The following is a 16385-nucleotide window of genomic DNA, read 5'->3' as shown; positions in this document are numbered from 1 at the left end:
GATTTGTTTTCAGACGGCCTCATCAAATTATTTGTTTAAAATCAAAATATTAATACTTACAGACACGCCGCCATCATTTTTTACTTGTTTCAGACGGCATTATTTTCTACACTTTAATTACATCCAACTACAACCTCAGGAGAAACGCATGAAACAATTAGCGATGTACATCAACGGCCGCTTTGAAAACGATTTTCAAGGCCAATGGCGCGATGTGTTGAACCCATCGACCGAAGAAGTGATTGCCAAAGAGCCGAAAGGCAGCGCGACCGATGTGGATCGTGCGGTTGCGGCGGCGCGTTTGGCGCAAACCGAATGGGAACGCACACCGGCGGTTGAGCGTGGTGCGTATCTGCGCAAAATCGCCGACGGCATTCGTGCGCGCGCTGATGAGCTGACCGACACCATCGTGGCTGAAGGTGGTAAAACCAAAGACTTGGCACGCGTGGAAGTAATGTTCACCGCCGATTATCTGGATTATCAGGCCGAATGGGCGCGCCGCTATGAAGGCGAGATTATCCAAAGCGACCGTCCGCGCGAAAATATTTTGCTGTTTAAGCGTCCGCTGGGTGTGATTGCCGGCATTTTGCCGTGGAATTTCCCGTTTTTCCTGATTGCCCGCAAAATGGGCCCGGCTTTGGTCACCGGTAACACCATCGTGATGAAACCAAGCAGCGTGACCCCGATTAACTGCCATATTTTCGCCGAAATCGTCGATTCAGTCGGCCTACCTGCCGGTGTATTCAACGTGGTGAACGGTGCAGGTGCCGAAATCGGTAATGCCTTGTCGGCGCATCCGCAAGTCGATATGGTGAGCCTGACCGGTTCGGTTGAAGCCGGCCGCCAAGTGATGGAAGCCGCATCGCAAAACATCACCAAAGTTTCGCTGGAATTAGGCGGCAAAGCACCTGCCATCGTGTTGAAAGATGCGGATTTAGATTTGGCAGTGAAATCGATTTTGGCCTCACGCGTGGGCAACACCGGCCAAATCTGCAACTGCGCCGAGCGCGTGTATGTGCACAACAGCGTGAAAGACGCGTTTACCGAAAAAATGATTGCCGCCATGCAGGGCGTGCGTTTCGGCAATCCGGCCGAAGCAGAAACCGGCGCGCTGGAAATGGGTCCGCTGATTGAAGAACGTGCGGTGAAATCGGTGGCCGAAAAAGTCGAACGTGCGGTTCAGCAAGGCGCAACTTTGGCCTGCGGCGGCAAACGTGCCGAAGGCAAAGGCTTCTTCTTCGAGCCGACGGTGTTGACCAATGTCGACAACAGCATGGACATCATGAAAGAAGAAACCTTCGGCCCAGTATTGCCGATTGCAACGTTTGAAACGCTGGACGAAGTCATCGGCCTGGCCAATGATTGCGAATTCGGCCTCACCAGCTCGGTGTACACCACCAATCTGAACGAAGCCTTCTACGTCACCCGCCGCCTGCAATTCGGTGAAACCTACATCAACCGCGAAAACTTCGAAGCCATGCAAGGCTTCCACGCCGGTTGGAAAAAATCGGGCATCGGCGGTGCCGACGGCAAACACGGTTTGGAAGAATACTTGCAAACCCAAGTGGTGTATCTGGAAACCGATATTTAAACCGTCTGAATTTATTGTTTAATCAAAAGGCCGTCTGAAATTTCAGACGGCCTTTGTTTATTTCAACACATTAAAAATCATAGCGCACATTCGCCATCACGCTGCGCTCCGCGCCCGGAATGTTAAACGTCGCGACCGTACCCACGCGGGTATAGTATTTGCGGTTGAAAATATTGTCGGCATTGACCTGAACCTTCAATTTAGGCGTCACTTGATACGCGGCCATCATGTCAAAGGTGGCATAGCCGCCGGTTTTCACGTTTTGGTTCGACTCAAACTTGCTCATCGCATTGACACCGCCGCCAACGGTAAATTTCGGCGTGAGTTTGTACGTTGTCCACAAATTCACCGTGTGTTTCGGCATAAACAGGAAGAACAAATCATCATTAGTAGATGCATAAGACGGCGTTTTGATTTTACTGTTTAAATAGCTGTAACCGGCGTGGATATTCCATTTCGGCGTAATCGCACCGCTGATTTCGGTTTCCACGCCCTGCATCACGCGCTTGGCCAGCGGCAAAGAATAGCTGTAACCGGCAACGCTGGCTGCTGCATTTTTATCCTGCAAACGATACAGCGATACACGCGTGTTTAAGCGGTCGTTCAGGTAGCTGCCTTTGTAGCCTACTTCCAATTGATTGCCTTCGCGCGGTTTCAGCGGTGTGCCGTCTTCACCGGTTTCCGATTGCGGGCGGAACAAGGTTGAGTAGCTGGCATACAGGCTGCCGGTGTCGGAGAAATCCCATACTGTGCCTAAGTAGCCGGTGAATTTGGTTTGACTGCCTTGGGAAGCTGAAGTTGATGTCGCCATTTGGCGGGTATTGCGGGAGAAGCTGCGGTTGTAACCTGAATTTTCCTGTTTGTAATGACCGACACGCCCGCCGGCAATCAGCGACCAATCGGTTATCGGGCGGAACACGACTTTGCCGTATGCGCCCAGTTCGCGGGTTTCGTTGTCTGAAATAATATGATTCAAATTGCCGTTGCTGCGTGCGGTCGCCAAAACATCTTCATAGGCAATAGACGACAGATCGCGGTAGTCGATGCCGCGGCGAAGCGGTGTGCCGTTGTGGTATTGGCCGCGCTCCGTTCTTGAATCGACGGTTTTGTAATCCATACCGACGACAAATTCATTGGCCGTCGCACCCAATGCAAACGGCTGGCTGTAGCTGGCATCAAAGGTAAACGCTTTTTGTTCGGCCTCCAAACCCAAACCGGTGGCATTAAACGTATTATTGGCAGGATTGACACCGCTCAGACCGAAGGCATAATTAGAATCCGATTTGCGGTCGGCATAACGCATGCCGATTTTGCCGTAGCCGCCGTTGTCGAAATAATGTTTCAAATCGGCAAACACATCATGGCTTTTCATGTTGAAATCGTTCCAATCCGCGCCGACAACACGTCATGCGTTACCGGCAGAGTGGTTTTGTCGGTATAGGTCGGCAGGCCGTTGTCGGGGGTGATTTGGCGCTGCTGATAAAGATAGCCCAAGCCAAACGTGGTGTTCGGGTTGATGTCCCAATCCAGCGCGGCGTAAACGGTTTCGTGATGGTTGTTGTCTTCTGCCGGTTTTGGTGAAGAGCCGAATGTTTGCGCCATGGCACGGCCGCGCACGCTGCCATCGGCGTTCAGACGGCCTGATACATCGCCTTCGAGTTTATATTGCTTTTTGGTGCCACCACCCGCACCAATATGGGCTTGGAAATCTTTGGTCGGACGCTTACGCACCAAGTTCACAATACCGCCCATTTCACCGCTGCTGTCGAACAAGCCGCTCGGGCCGCGCATCAGTTCCACGCGGTCGAAAGCAAACAGATTGGGCATGGTGCCGTAAATACTGGCCATCGGCGATGATAAACCGTCGACATTGTATTCGCTGTATTCATAACCACGCGCATACACGGAAGAGCGGCCATCGTCATTGGCCAACACGCGCATGCCCGGCGTTTGGCGCGCCAGTTGGTCGAAGGTATCGACATCGCGGTCTTTGATTTGCTGGTCGGTCAAAATGCTGATGGATTGCGGAATATCGCGCAAAGATGCTGGAATTTTGGTGCCGACGGTCACGGCCGATGAGCTGTATTCGTCGTCTTTTTCGGTTGCGATGGCATTATAAGAACGCTGGCCGGAAACATGCACGGTTTCCAAATCCACCGCTTGCTCGGTTTCGGCGGCAAAGGCAACAGATGATAATGCAGCCAACACGGCTGCAGCGGTTAAATTGTGGCGGAACATTTTTTCTCCCAAATATCAACTAATTTTAAATAAATGATAATAATTATATTCTACATTTACTCAATTTATCCTGACAACTGTTGACTGCGTGTTTACATCAAAAATGGCAAGGGGCTTAGGAAGCAAAATCATCAAAAAACCTGATAAGCTCCTAATATGAAACTAAAAAATAAGTATCAAAAGTTCAGCAAAATTTCAGAGCAAAAGTTTAGAGAAATAATCCGCTGTTTCGCTCTTGATTTGACCGCTTCCGATACTGCTAAAATGACCGGCATTAGTGTACGCAGTATCAATCCTATTTTCCTGAAAATCAGACACAGGATTGCTGCTCTGTGCGAACAAAGCTCACCACTGTCCGGTGTGGTCGAATTAGATGAATCTTACTTTGGTGCGCGACGTATCAGGGGTAAGCGCGGTCGCGGAGCGTCAGGTAAAACCATCGTATTTGGCATACTGAAACGCAATGGCGTGGTCTATACGGAAATCGTTCCCGACGCTTCGAAAGCCTCACTAATCAAGGTCATACGTGGTCACATATCTGCTGACAGTGAAATCAATACTGACGGCTGGAAAGCATATGACGGTCTTGTCGATATGGGCTATGAGAAGCATTACCGTATCCATCATGGTTCCAATGAGTTTGCTCGAGGAAAGTAACATATCAATGGTATTGAATCTTTTTGGAGTTATGCTAAGGGGCGTTTGGCTAAATTTCATGGTATTTCCAAAGAGATGTTTTATCTGCATCTCAAAGAAACGGAGTTTAGGTTTAACCACCGGCATGAAGATTTAGGTAAAATATTAATGAAGATGCTTCGAAATAACCCAATTTAATATTTTTGCTTCCTAAGCCCCATGGTAAAAATACGACATGCAAATTCGATATTGATTGTTTTATAAAGGTCAACAGGCCGTCTGAACACTTTCAGACGGCCTGTTGACCTTTATAAAACTCCTTTAAAAACTTGCACATACAAAACCAACGTCATTCCCGCGCAGGTGGGAATCCATCTCAGAATTTAATAAGCCTATTTTATTCAATAGTTTGTCATGTTCAAAAAAATGAATTCCCACCTGCGTGAGAATGACGGCAGTTTTGGTTTTTATTAATGATTCATCAGTTTTGCAAAAGTCTCGGCCTGTTCCTGCTATCTATAATAAAAATACAAAAAAAGCCCGATGTTTAACCATCGGGCTTTTGCCAAGATTGATTGCTTAATCTTTGCGTGTTTCCACCAAAATCATCTCAACTTCAACGTTTTCAGTTTCCACTTTCGGCACATCGGAGCGGCGCAAACCATACTCTTTTTCCGGTTGTGCTTGGGCAGCCAAGGCAGCAACGGCATCAGGATTAGTTTCGACAAACACCAAGCCACCCAATGCGGGCATGGCTTCGGCAGCTTTTACCGCTACGGCCTGCTCTTTCGCCACCACTTCTTGCACCGCCGTTTCAACTTCTCTCGAAGCTTTATCTGCAATCAGCTCGTCTTCCATGACTGCCACAGCTTGAGCTTCCTGATCAGCCGGCACGGCGGTCATCGACAGAAACTCATCGGCCGCTTCAATGGCAAACACGGAAGTCACGGCAGCGGTTACGTTGCCGACTGCGCTGTCGATCATGGCGCGTTCGTCATCGGTGCTTTCTTCCACACGGATGGCTTCCGCTTCAGGCGCTTCAGTTTCGATAGCAAAAGTTACGGCTTCGGCTTCAACCGGCTCCGGAATCACCACCACCAATGGTGCGTTTTCTTCCACTTCAGCCACCGGCTCGCTCGGCACGGCAACCGCTACCGGCGTTTGCGCCGCGGTTTCGCCAAACACATGCGCCACGGCAAAGCGTACTTTGTCCGCTGAATCGGCGATATTCAGATAATGCTCGATTTTCTCGGCAGACGGAATATTGCGTTTTTTGTTGTTGCTGCGGCGGTCACGCTGATTGCGGTTGTTGTTGCGGTCGCGTTGGTTGCGGTTGTTGCGCTCGCGCGGCTGTTTTTCAGTTGCCGGTGCGGTTTCTGCAGTCTCTACCACGTTTTCTACAGCAGCATTTTCAACCACGGCGTTTTCTGCTGCGGTTTCAACGGCTACGTTTTTGTTGGTGTTGCGATTGTTGCGGCTGCGTTTGTTGGCAGTCGGTGCGGCTTGCTCGGCAGTTTCAGACGGCATATCGGTCAGTGCGGCAACTGGTGCAGCGGTTTGGTTGCGTTCTTCTTTATTCGAACGATTGCGCTCGCGGCGGTTGCGGTTGTTGTCCTTGCCTTCTGCTTTGGCTTCGGCCTTGTTGTCGGCTTTGCTGTCAACAGCTTTGGCTTCTTTGGCTTCGGCGCTGACTTCTTGCACTTCTACCTTGCTGCCGTCGCGCTTGTTGCGGCGCGGGTTTTGGCGGCGGTTTTGCTGACGGCGGTTGTTGTTGCCGTTGCGGTTGCCATTGGCTTGGCGTTTTTCGGCTTTTTCTTCCGCCGGTTTTTCAGGCTCGGCAGGCGTTGTTGCGCCACCGAAGATTTTGCCCAACCACGCTTTGAAGTTGTCCCACCAAGTGGCCGGCTTTTGCTCGGCTACGGTCGGCGCAGGTTGAGTGTGCTGCACGCCTTTGACCGCAGGCTCAGGGCGGGCGGCTTTGGCGCGCTCGCTGCCAAACGGTTTGGCGTTTTCGTCTTCTGCTGGCTCGGCCACGCGTTTGTAGCTCGGCTCGCCGTCTTCTTCCACATCATCGGTGCGGATGCGGCTGATTTCGTAGTGCGGATTTTCCAGATGAATGTTTGGAATCAGTAATACAGATACATCCAAACGCTCTTCCAAGCCAAACAGCTCGGCGCGTTTTTCGTTCAGCAGGAAGGTCGCCACATCCACCGGCACTTGTGCATGCACTTCGCCGGTGTTGTCTTTCATGGCTTCTTCTTGAATGATACGCAACACGTGCAGCGCGGTCGATTCGATGCCGCGAATCACGCCGGTACCAGCACAACGCGGGCAAGCCACATGGCTGCTTTCGCCCAAAGCCGGTTTCAAACGCTGGCGGCTCAATTCAAGCAGACCAAAGCGCGACAATTTGCCCATTTGCACACGGGCGCGGTCTTTTTTCAGCGCGTCACGCAACACGTTTTCGACATCGCGTTGATGTTTCGGGTTTTCCATGTCGATGAAGTCGATGACCACCAAACCGCCCAAGTCGCGCAAACGCATTTGGCGTGCCACTTCTTCGGCCGCTTCCATATTGGTTTTGAAGGCTGTGTCTTCGATGTCGGCACCGCGTGTGGCGCGGGCGGAGTTGACATCAATCGACACCAGCGCTTCGGTGTGGTCAATCACAATCGCACCGCCGCTCGGCAGGCTGACGCTGCGTGAGAACGCGCTTTCGATTTGGTGTTCGATTTGGAAACGCGAGAACAAAGGCGTGTGGTCTTCGTAAAGTTTCAGACGGCCTACGTTGTTCGGCATCACATAGCTCATGAATTCAGACACTTGGTCGTGCACTTCTTGATTGTCGACCAAAATCTCGCCGATGTCGGGGCGGTAGTAATCGCGGATGGCACGAATCAGCAGCGAGCTTTCCATAAACAGCAAATACGGATCTTTATGCGCTTCGCCCGCTTCTTCAATGGCGCGCCACAGTTTCAGCAGGTAATCAAAGTCCCACTGCAATTCTTCCACGCTGCGGCCGATACCGGCGGTGCGCGCAATCAGGCTCATGCCACGCGGCACGTCCAATTCGGCCATAGCGGCTTTCAGTTCGGCGCGCTCTTCGCCTTCGATACGGCGCGATACACCGCCACCGCGCGGGTTATTCGGCATCAGCACCAAATAGCGTCCGGCCAAGCTGATGAACGTGGTCAGGGCTGCACCTTTGTTGCCGCGCTCGTCTTTTTCCACCTGCACGATGACTTCCATGCCCTCTTTGAGCACGTCTTGAATGCGGGCGCGACCGCCTTCGTAATCTTGGAAATACGAACGCGACACTTCTTTAAACGGCAAAAAGCCGTGTCGGTCGGTTCCGTAATCCACGAAACACGCTTCCAACGACGGCTCGATGCGGGTAATCACACCTTTGTAGATGTTGCCCTTACGCTGTTCTTTGCCCAGTGTTTCGATGTCCAAATCCAACAGATTTTGGCCATCGACAATCGCAACGCGCAGCTCTTCGGCTTGCGTTGCATTAAATAACATACGTTTCATGATAGTAACCTCGTTGGGCTGCACCGTCTTTTCAGACGGCCTCACGCAGCCGGCTGGCACTCACGAGGCGGGACACGCTGCTTATTTGAAAACTTGGTAAGCAGGTTGTTTGTCCTGATGTAATCAGTTTTTGAGTTGAATTTCCGCAAGGTTTCATGCCGTCTGAAGAAATACGGTCATGTGCGGTCGGGTTCGGATAAAGAAGGTCATAAAGAACAATTCGGTATCGCAAAATAAAAGATACCGCCGCCTGTATACCATCTTTTCAGTATGTCAGGCCTAAAATCAAGCGCGGGTTGAACATCATCAAGCCGCATAAATCAGGTAGCCGTCATCTTCTTCATCGTTTGCCTGTTGTTATTCTTCAGATTGCTGCGCGGCGGGGTAAAACCCTGAAAATCCGTTCGTCTTATGCTCTGTGAGATGGGCAAATCAATTCAAACTTAATTACGCTCTTCCGTTTACTGGCTGTGCATAAACAGAAGGAAATGCTTTGTAGAGTGCGTTTTTAATATAAAATCTATTTTTAACAGTAAATCCGTTTTCCGAAAGGGATTTTCCCTGCGGCAGCGTCGGCTGCAACTTCATGCCGCGCGCCCGTTTACAAAACGGTGAAAACGAATGTTTGGATTATAGAGAAAATGCACCCAATACGCAAAGATTCAGTCAGCCAAATCACCCTTACCGAACACGAAGCAGGCCAACGTCTTGATAACTATCTGATAAAAATTCTCAAGGGCGTGCCGAAAAGCCATATTCACCGCATTATCCGCGCCGGTGAAGTGCGGCTGGATAAAAAGCGCTGTAAACCCGACACCCGCATCGCAGCCGGCCAAATTTTGCGCATTCCACCCATCCGCATTGCCGAAAAACAAAGGCCGTCTGAAAACACAACCGCCGCCCCTGCGCGCGAATTTGAGATTGTGTATGAAGACGATGCCTTGTTGGTCATCAACAAACCCTCCGGCGTAGCAGTACACGGCGGCAGCGGCGTGAGCTTCGGCGTAATCGAACAAATCCGCCAAGCCCGCCCCGAAGCCAAATATCTGGAACTGGTGCACCGCCTTGATAAAGACACCAGCGGCCTGCTCATGATTGCCAAAAAACGCAGCGCCTTGGTGAAACTGCACGAAATGATCCGCAACGACCACCCGAAAAAAATCTATCTGGCGCTGGGTGTAGGCCGTCTGAACAACGACCGTTTCCATGTCAAACTGCCATTATTCAAATATACCGGCGCACAAGGCGAAAAAATGGTGCGCGTGAGTGACGACGGCCAATCGGCGCACACCATCTTCCGCGTGCTCAAACGCTATTCAGACGGCCTGCTGCACCAAGTCGGCCTGTCTGCGCTGACCTTGGTTGAAGCCACGCTCAAAACCGGCCGCACCCACCAAATCCGCGTGCACATGCAGTCGCAACACAGCCCCATCGCCGGTGACGAACGCTACGGCGACTACCAAGCCAACAAACGCCTGCAAAAGCTCGGTCTCAAGCGCATGTTTCTGCACGCTTCCGAGCTGCATTTAGACCATCCGCTCACGGGCGAAAAGCTGGTTTTAAAAGCCGAATTGCCGCAAGAATTGACGCAATTTATCGTGATGTTGGACAATCAGCATCAGGCCGTCTGAACAAAACAAACACGACAAAGGAGACGCATCATGAAAAAATCCACATTATCCAAGCTATCGGTCGCTGTATTGGCCACATTTGCCCTTTCCGGCTGCCACTTAACCAGCCGCGCATTGGACAACATCGACGCGGTGCCTGAAACCGTCATCACAGATGAAAACATCTATTCTTTCGGCTTCACCAAACCCGACAGCAAAAACCTGCCGCCCAATCGCTTGGTGATGCTCGCGAAAAAAAAGCCCTATGTGACCGACATTACGCCCGACAACGAGATGGTCAAAGTCTTACGGACAACAGAATTGAGCAAACAGTTTGAAGTGGTCAATCGCGAAAACCGCCCAAAAAAATTAGGGATATACTCATACATCTCAAACCCTGATACCTTTTCAGCCTATTCTGATCATGTTGATGGCAAGGAGCGTATCTGTCTGGCTTACCGTTTTGAACCGAACACCAATCCAGCATTGAAAAAACGCGAAACGGCAGTATTGACCCAATTAGGCTTCAAGCTTGCCACCACCCCTGCCACACAACAGCAAAAACTGCTTTACCTCGCTGCTATAACGGCACCCAAGGGAAAATATACGCCATGAAGACCCCTCTGCCTTCTGAATACCGTTTTGAAACGCCGGTAGTCGTCCGTGTTGAAAGCCAAAGAGGTGATTACGGGCTAACTGCTACAGGTCTTGCCTCGACAATTATTCTGACGCCATTTGCCATTGTCGGCGACCTGATTATGCTGCCGGTTATGCCGTTTGTTGGGCCGTTTATATGGCCGCGCGGTACCAAAATATAAGTAAATGGGATTGGTTTTTCAGACGGCCTTGAACATTCTGCACCATCCCTTAAATGCTTGTTGCCCATGATTTCATGGCCGTCTGAAAATAAAAAGGAACCGATTATGAAACCGAAACTCGTTATTTTCGACTGGGACGGCACGCTGGCCGACACCACCCTGCCGATTATCGCCACCGTGCAGGAAAGTTTTACCGTAAACGGCCATGCCGCGCCCGAAGCCGACCAGATTCGCCCGCTTATCGGATACAACCTGCCGACCATCGTGCGCCATCTTGCACCGGATTTGAACTTGCGCCAGCAGGAAGAAATCATGGAAACCTATGCCGCGCATCACTTAAACCCAAACAACCGCAACATGACCCTGTTCCCCGATGCCATCCCCTGCTTGGAAACATTGAAAGCACAAGACTATTGGCTGGCCGTAGCCACCGGCAAAGGCCGCACGGGCTTGGACAATTCCATCGCCCAAACCGGCACCGCCGACTTTTGGCTGGCCACCACCTGCGCCAGCGAACAGCCGTCGAAACCCGCGCCGGACATGGTGTTGAAATTATGTGACGAGCTCGGTTTGATGCCGTCTGAAACCGTGGTTATTGGTGACACCACCCATGATTTGGACATGGCCGCCAACGCAGGCGCGCCGGCAATTGCGGTCACCACCGGCGCGCATACGGAAGAAAAACTGCGCACCAGCCCGCATTTGACGATTTTGCCGGATTTGTCTGCTTTACCGGATTTTTTGGCGACTTTGTGATCTGAATTGCGGATAATAAAAGGCCGTCTGAACGTCAATATTTTCAGACGGCCTGAGACCTTTGCAAAACCCTAGATTTGAGTATACTTCAAAGTTGTAGCAGCGCAGAAAGCGCAGACATATCACAAAGATAGGCAAGCTTTCGAACAGCGCACAACGAAGAAATGTGCCAAAGATAGGGATTTTGGAAAGGTCTCAGCCTTTTGGTATTTACTTCATCGAAAAAAATACTGTTTACCCCCACCAAACCGACACACAATTACATACATTCATGTATGCTGTTGCGCGATTACCACCCGCTGAAATCCGCCAATGCCTTATCTTTTCACGCGTTTTAACAAATTATTAAAGCCCTTAAGGCCGTCTGAAATTGCCCTAAACCGGCATAGGCATTAAAATGCGGGTAATTAAAATACATCCAAACCTGCATTCTGTTTATGAACCCGACGCCCTTTATCGAAATGAAAGACGTGGCTTTTGCCTATGGCGACCGCCCGATTCTGAGCAACATCAATTTCACGATTGAGCAAGGGGCGTTTGCGGCCGTGATGGGTGGCTCGGGCAGCGGCAAAACCACGCTGATGCGCTTAATTACCGGCCAGATTCATCCGCAGCAGGGGCAGGTATTGATTGAAGGCCGCGATTTGGCCAAGTTTTCCGCCGCCGAATTACACGAACACCGCCGCCGTATGGGGGTTTTATTCCAACACGGCGCGCTGTTTACCGATTTGACCGTATTCGACAACGTGGCATTCCCCATGCGCGAATTAACCAAGCTGCCTGAAGCGGTGATTCGCGATTTGGTGTTGCTGAAACTCAATGCCGTCGGCCTGCGCGGCGTGGAAAAACTGATGCCGTCTGAACTTTCCGGCGGCATGGCGCGGCGTGTGGCTTTGGCGCGCACCATCGCGCTTGATCCCGAAATCATGCTGTATGACGAACCATTTACCGGTCTCGATCCGATTTCGTTGGGCGTGATTGCCCACTTAATCAGCCGCGCCAATACCGCGCTGCGTTCGACCAGCGTGATGGTGACGCACGATATTGAAAAATCGCTGCAAATCGTCGATCAAGTGATTTTTTTGGCACACGGCGAAATCATGTTCAGCGGCTCGCCTGCCGAAATGCGCGAACTCGATTCACCGTGGGTGCAGCAGTTTGTCGGTGGCTTGGCCGACGGGCCGGTGGCTTACCGTTATCCGGCACAAACCACTTTACAGCAGGATTTATTGGGCGGTTAAGAATACGCATTCAGACGGCCTGATGCATGATGAAGGCCGTCTGAAACATAAGGAGACGCCAATGCCTTCTACCCAATATAAAATTCGCCCCGGCACCACAGCCGTGGCCATCAACGAAGCCGCTGCCAAACTCGGCCTGAACTTGGCTTCCCCATGGAAACGCTTGGGCGCGGTGTTGATTAACCAATTTTTTGCAACGGTGTGTTTTATCGTGATGGTGGCCGTATTCAGTCTGACCGACCAATACACGCTCAATACAGATGCATTTTTGTTTATCAACTTGGGCACTTTTTTACTGTTGCTGCTGTTTTATCTCGGCGTGCAGCTGCATTTTATCCGCCGCCACGGCCAAACCGTCGGCAAGCGGCTGATGAAGATTCGGCCGGTGTTGGAAGCAACGGGCGAGCGACTAACAGCGGCGCAATATGTGTTCAAACGCGAACTGTTGATTTATGCCATCAACAGCTTGGTCGGCCTGCCCATTTTGATTAATGCTTTTTTGGTGCTTTCGCGCGGCTACAACCGCCGTTCACTGGAAGACATGTTGGCGAAAACCATTGTGGTGGATGCACCCGACCATTAAACCTTTTTCCGGTTTCAGACGGCCTAATAAATAGGCCGTCTGAAAGATAACTGTTTTAAAAATATGAATTTTATCCAATCCGTCGGCTCAAAAACCTTGGGCTTTATCCAATCTCTCGGCAGCGTGACCCTGTTTCTGCTGCAAATTCTGGCGAAATCGGCCACGGCGTTTACCCGCCCGCGTCTGAGTATCCGTCAGATTTATTTTGCCGGCGTGATGTCGGTCTTGATTATTGCCGTTTCGGGCTTATTTGTCGGCATGGTACTCGGTTTGCAAGGCTACACCCAATTGGCAAAATTCAAAGCCGCCGATGTATTGGGCTATATGGTGGCTGCTTCCCTGTTGCGTGAATTGGGGCCGGTATTGGCGGCGATTTTGTTTGCCAGCAGCGCAGGTGGTGCCATGACCAGCGAAATCGGCCTGATGAAAACCACCGAGCAGCTTGAAGCGATGAATGTGATGGCGGTCGATCCCGTTGCCCGCGTGGTGGCACCGCGCTTTTGGGCGGGCGTGTTTTCCATGCCGCTTTTGGCTTCGATTTTCAACGTGGCCGGCATTTTCGGCGGCTATCTGGTCGGCGTACAGTGGCTGGGCTTGGACAGCGGCATTTTCTGGTCGCAAATGCAAAGCAACATGACCATCAGCTACGATGTCATCAACGGCCTGATTAAATCAGTGACTTTCGGTATCGCCGTGACGCTGATTGCCGTGCACCAAGGTTTTCACTGCGTGCCGACTTCCGAAGGGATTTTACGCGCCAGCACGCGCACGGTGGTGTCTTCCGCCCTAACCATTTTGGCGATTGATTTTGTTTTAACCGCATGGATGTTTACTGAGTAACGACAATGAAAAAAAGTATTTTAGAATTTTGGGTCGGTTTGTTTGTTTTGTTGGGCGTGGTGGCCGTCGGCTTTCTGGCCTTCCGCGTAGCAGGCGGCTCTGGCATGGGCAGTGCGCAGCAAACCTACACCGTGTATGCCAATTTCAGCGACATCGGCGGTTTGAAATCAAATGCGCCGGTTAAATCGGCAGGGGTATTGGTCGGCCGAGTATCTGCCATCACCCTCGACCCGAAAAGCTACCAAGCACGCGTAACCCTGAATCTCGACAAGCAATACGAATTCAGCACAGACGTTTCCGCCCAAATCCTCACTTCCGGCCTGTTGGGTGAGCAATACATCGGCCTGATGCAAGGCGGCGATATGGACAATCTGGCCGAAGGCGACACCATCAGCGTCACCAGCTCGGCCATGGTATTGGAAAACTTAATCGGCAAATTCATGACCAGCTTTGCTGAAAAACAATCCGGCGACTCTGATGCAGCCACTTCAGCCAACGCAGATTCTGCCCCATAAACACAACAATATTTTTAATTTAGGAATACACAAATCATGAAAAAATCAGCATTCTTCAGCGCCTTGAGTATCGGTTTATTGAGCATCAGCTTAGCGGCTGCCGCTCCTGCCGATGCGGTCAACCAAATCCGCCAAAACGCGACTCAGGTTCTGACCATTTTGAAAAGCGGCGATGCCAACACCGCCCGCCGCAAAGCCGAAGCCTACGCCATGCCTTATTTCGATTTCCAACGCATGACCGCTCTGGCCGTGGGCAACCCTTGGCGCACCGCCACTGATGCGCAAAAACAGGCTTTGACCAAAGAATTCCAAACCCTGTTGATCCGCACCTACTCCGGCACCATGATGAAATTCAAAAATGCCAAAGTGAATGTGAAAGACAATCCGGTGGTTGCCCGCAACGGTAAAGAAATCACCGTGCGCGCTGAAGTGAGCGCCGCCGGCGAAAAACCGGTCAACATGGATTTCACCACCTACCAAAGCGGCAACCGCTACCGCGTGTACAACGTGGCCGTTGAAGGCGCGAGCTTGGTGACCGTTTACCGCAACCAATTCGGCGAAACCGTTAAAGCCAAAGGCATCGACGGCCTGATTGCCGACTTAAAAGCCAAAAACAGCGGCAAATAATCCTTAAGCGCACGGCTTTGGCCGTGCCTTTTTACGCCAAACTGCATAGACTCAAAACCTCATGAATTCAGAACTTCGCGACAACGTGCTGTATCTTAGCGGTGACATCACCGTCAAAACCGTCACCGATTCAGCCTACCGCCAATTCGAACAGCAATGCCGTCTGAACGAAACCAGCGCGCTTGATTTAAGCCATGTCAGCCGCGCCGATTCCGCCTGCGTGTCGCTGCTGCTGACCGCATTGCGTTTAAAAAACAAAGCCGTCGAACTGCGCCACATTCCCGAATCAGTGCGTGCGCTGACTGATTTGTACGAAATTAAAGACTGGGTGACCCCATGAGAAAAACTGCTGCTTCCCTGCTGCCCATCAGCTTATTCGCTGCCCAACCGGCCTTTGCCGAACGTAATCCGGCCGACCCTTACGAGCCCTACAACCGCGCCGTATCCAAGTTTAACGATAAAGCCGACCAATATGTCATGGCGCCTGTTGCCCGCGGCTACCGTAAAGTCACGCCACAGCCCGTGCGCACCGGCGTGAGCAATTTCTTCAACAACTTGCGTGACGTGGTCAGCTTCGGCAGCAACGTATTGCGTCTCGACATCAAACGCGCCAGCGAAGATTTGGTGCGTGTCGGCCTGAATACCACCTTCGGCTTGGGCGGTTTGATTGACGTGGCAGGCGCAGGCGGCGTGCCGAACAATAAAAACTCCTTGGGTGACACCATGGCTTCATGGGGCTGGAAAAACAGCAATTACTTTGTTGTGCCACTGATGGGGCCTTCTACTGTGCGCGACACCTTAGGCACCGCTGTGACCGTAGCCTATCCGGTAAAAAATGCCGTGTTTGAAACCAGCGCCGGCCGCTGGAGCACCACCGCACTCAACGCTGTCAACACCCGCGAAAGCCTGCTTGATTTGACCGACAGCTTGGAAGGTGCCGCTATCGACAAATACAGTTACACCCGTGATTTATACATGCGCGTGCGCAATCAGCAAACCGGCGGCCAAGCCGTGCAAAGTACCGACGAAGATATCGACATCGATGATTTGGTCGACAGCGGCAGCACCACACAAAACGCGCCTATCGAAGCAGCCGAACTCGACACCGCCGCCCCGACAGACGACTGGGAAAATCTCCAGCCGGCCGACAGCGGCATGATCCGCTTGGATTAATTTGTCGTAAGATTTACAGACCGAGACCTTTGTAAAACCCTAGATTTGAGTACAGTTCAACGTTGTAGCAGCGCACAACGAAGAAATGTGCCAAAGATAGGGATTTTGCAAAGGTCTCGAGCCGTCTGAAACCTATATTGCGTTCATACGGCCTCAATACTTTATAAACCCCGATGTGAGTGTCATTCAACATCACACCGCGCATCACGAAAAAATGTGCCGA

At 51.4% G+C, this 16385-nt stretch carries 13 protein-coding genes and 2 pseudogenes; 13 read left to right on the top strand and 2 right to left on the bottom strand.

Going from position 1 to position 16385, the window contains the following annotated elements; genetic code table 11:
• The first annotated feature begins 148 nt into the window (after positions 1 to 148).
• Complete coding sequence (aldA, locus tag GJV52_RS06830) at positions 149 to 1591, top strand: aldehyde dehydrogenase (protein WP_095502515.1); 1443 nt, start codon at positions 149 to 151, stop codon at positions 1589 to 1591.
• 70 nt (positions 1592 to 1661) lie between these two features.
• Here the strand turns inward: aldA and GJV52_RS06825 are convergent.
• Positions 1662 to 3829: pseudogene (locus GJV52_RS06825) on the bottom strand (TonB-dependent siderophore receptor).
• A 156-nt stretch (positions 3830 to 3985) separates the two neighbouring features.
• Between GJV52_RS06825 and GJV52_RS06820 the strand changes: the two are divergent.
• Positions 3986 to 4663 (top strand): annotated as a pseudogene (locus GJV52_RS06820) (IS1595-like element ISNme3 family transposase).
• Between the two features lie 381 nt (positions 4664 to 5044).
• On the opposite strand, the gene GJV52_RS06815 reads toward GJV52_RS06820, so the two are convergent.
• On the bottom strand, positions 5045 to 7999 hold the full coding sequence (locus GJV52_RS06815; protein ID WP_100563852.1) for an Rne/Rng family ribonuclease: 2955 nt from the start codon (positions 7997 to 7999) through the stop codon (positions 5045 to 5047).
• Positions 8000 to 8640: 641 nt separating this feature from the next.
• On the opposite strand from GJV52_RS06815, the gene GJV52_RS06810 reads away from it, so the two are divergent.
• From GJV52_RS06810 to GJV52_RS06760, 11 genes are all read left to right on the top strand, one after another.
• Positions 8641 to 9630, top strand: coding sequence for an RluA family pseudouridine synthase (locus tag GJV52_RS06810; RefSeq protein ID WP_095503022.1), 990 nt, complete (start codon positions 8641 to 8643; stop codon positions 9628 to 9630).
• A 30-nt stretch (positions 9631 to 9660) separates the two neighbouring features.
• Positions 9661 to 10224, top strand: a complete 564-nt coding sequence (locus GJV52_RS06805) for a hypothetical protein (RefSeq protein WP_095503021.1) — start codon at positions 9661 to 9663, stop codon at positions 10222 to 10224.
• Positions 10221 to 10427 carry a hypothetical protein gene (locus GJV52_RS06800; RefSeq protein WP_100563854.1) on the top strand — a complete coding sequence of 69 codons (207 nt, stop codon included), beginning with the start codon at positions 10221 to 10223 and terminating at the stop codon, positions 10425 to 10427. Before GJV52_RS06805 ends, GJV52_RS06800 begins: the two co-directional genes overlap by 4 nt.
• A 102-nt stretch (positions 10428 to 10529) precedes the next feature.
• The gene (locus GJV52_RS06795; RefSeq protein ID WP_195690083.1) at positions 10530 to 11183 is read left to right on the top strand and encodes an HAD-IA family hydrolase; all 654 of its coding nucleotides are present in this window, start codon (positions 10530 to 10532) and stop codon (positions 11181 to 11183) included.
• A gap of 437 nt (positions 11184 to 11620) precedes the next feature.
• Positions 11621 to 12424, top strand: coding sequence for an ABC transporter ATP-binding protein (locus tag GJV52_RS06790; RefSeq protein ID WP_100563856.1), 804 nt, complete (start codon positions 11621 to 11623; stop codon positions 12422 to 12424).
• 61 nt (positions 12425 to 12485) lie between these two features.
• Positions 12486 to 13007 (top strand): RDD family protein, encoded by a 522-nt coding sequence (locus GJV52_RS06785; protein WP_157798121.1) that lies wholly within the window; start codon positions 12486 to 12488, stop codon positions 13005 to 13007.
• A 63-nt stretch (positions 13008 to 13070) separates the two neighbouring features.
• The gene (gene mlaE, locus GJV52_RS06780; RefSeq protein ID WP_095503016.1) at positions 13071 to 13847 is read left to right on the top strand and encodes a lipid asymmetry maintenance ABC transporter permease subunit MlaE; all 777 of its coding nucleotides are present in this window, start codon (positions 13071 to 13073) and stop codon (positions 13845 to 13847) included.
• A 5-nt stretch (positions 13848 to 13852) separates the two neighbouring features.
• Positions 13853 to 14362: an outer membrane lipid asymmetry maintenance protein MlaD gene (gene mlaD / locus GJV52_RS06775; protein ID WP_100563860.1), complete on the top strand. Its 510-nt coding sequence runs from the start codon at positions 13853 to 13855 to the stop codon at positions 14360 to 14362.
• 36 nt (positions 14363 to 14398) lie between these two features.
• On the top strand, positions 14399 to 14989 hold the full coding sequence (locus tag GJV52_RS06770; RefSeq protein ID WP_095503014.1) for an MlaC/ttg2D family ABC transporter substrate-binding protein: 591 nt from the start codon (positions 14399 to 14401) through the stop codon (positions 14987 to 14989).
• Between the two features lie 61 nt (positions 14990 to 15050).
• Positions 15051 to 15329 (top strand): STAS domain-containing protein, encoded by a 279-nt coding sequence (locus GJV52_RS06765; protein ID WP_095503013.1) that lies wholly within the window; start codon positions 15051 to 15053, stop codon positions 15327 to 15329.
• Positions 15326 to 16162, top strand: a complete 837-nt coding sequence (locus tag GJV52_RS06760) for an MlaA family lipoprotein (RefSeq protein ID WP_100563862.1) — start codon at positions 15326 to 15328, stop codon at positions 16160 to 16162. The genes GJV52_RS06765 and GJV52_RS06760 overlap by 4 nt, the downstream gene beginning before the upstream one ends.
• Positions 16163 to 16385 lie beyond the last annotated feature (223 nt).

The sequence above is a fragment of the Neisseria brasiliensis genome (assembly GCF_009671065.1).
Classification (GTDB): Bacteria; Pseudomonadota; Gammaproteobacteria; order Burkholderiales; family Neisseriaceae; genus Neisseria; species Neisseria brasiliensis.
The sequence above is the reverse complement of the archived record's forward strand: the minus strand, read 5'-3'. Positions and strand labels throughout refer to the sequence as shown.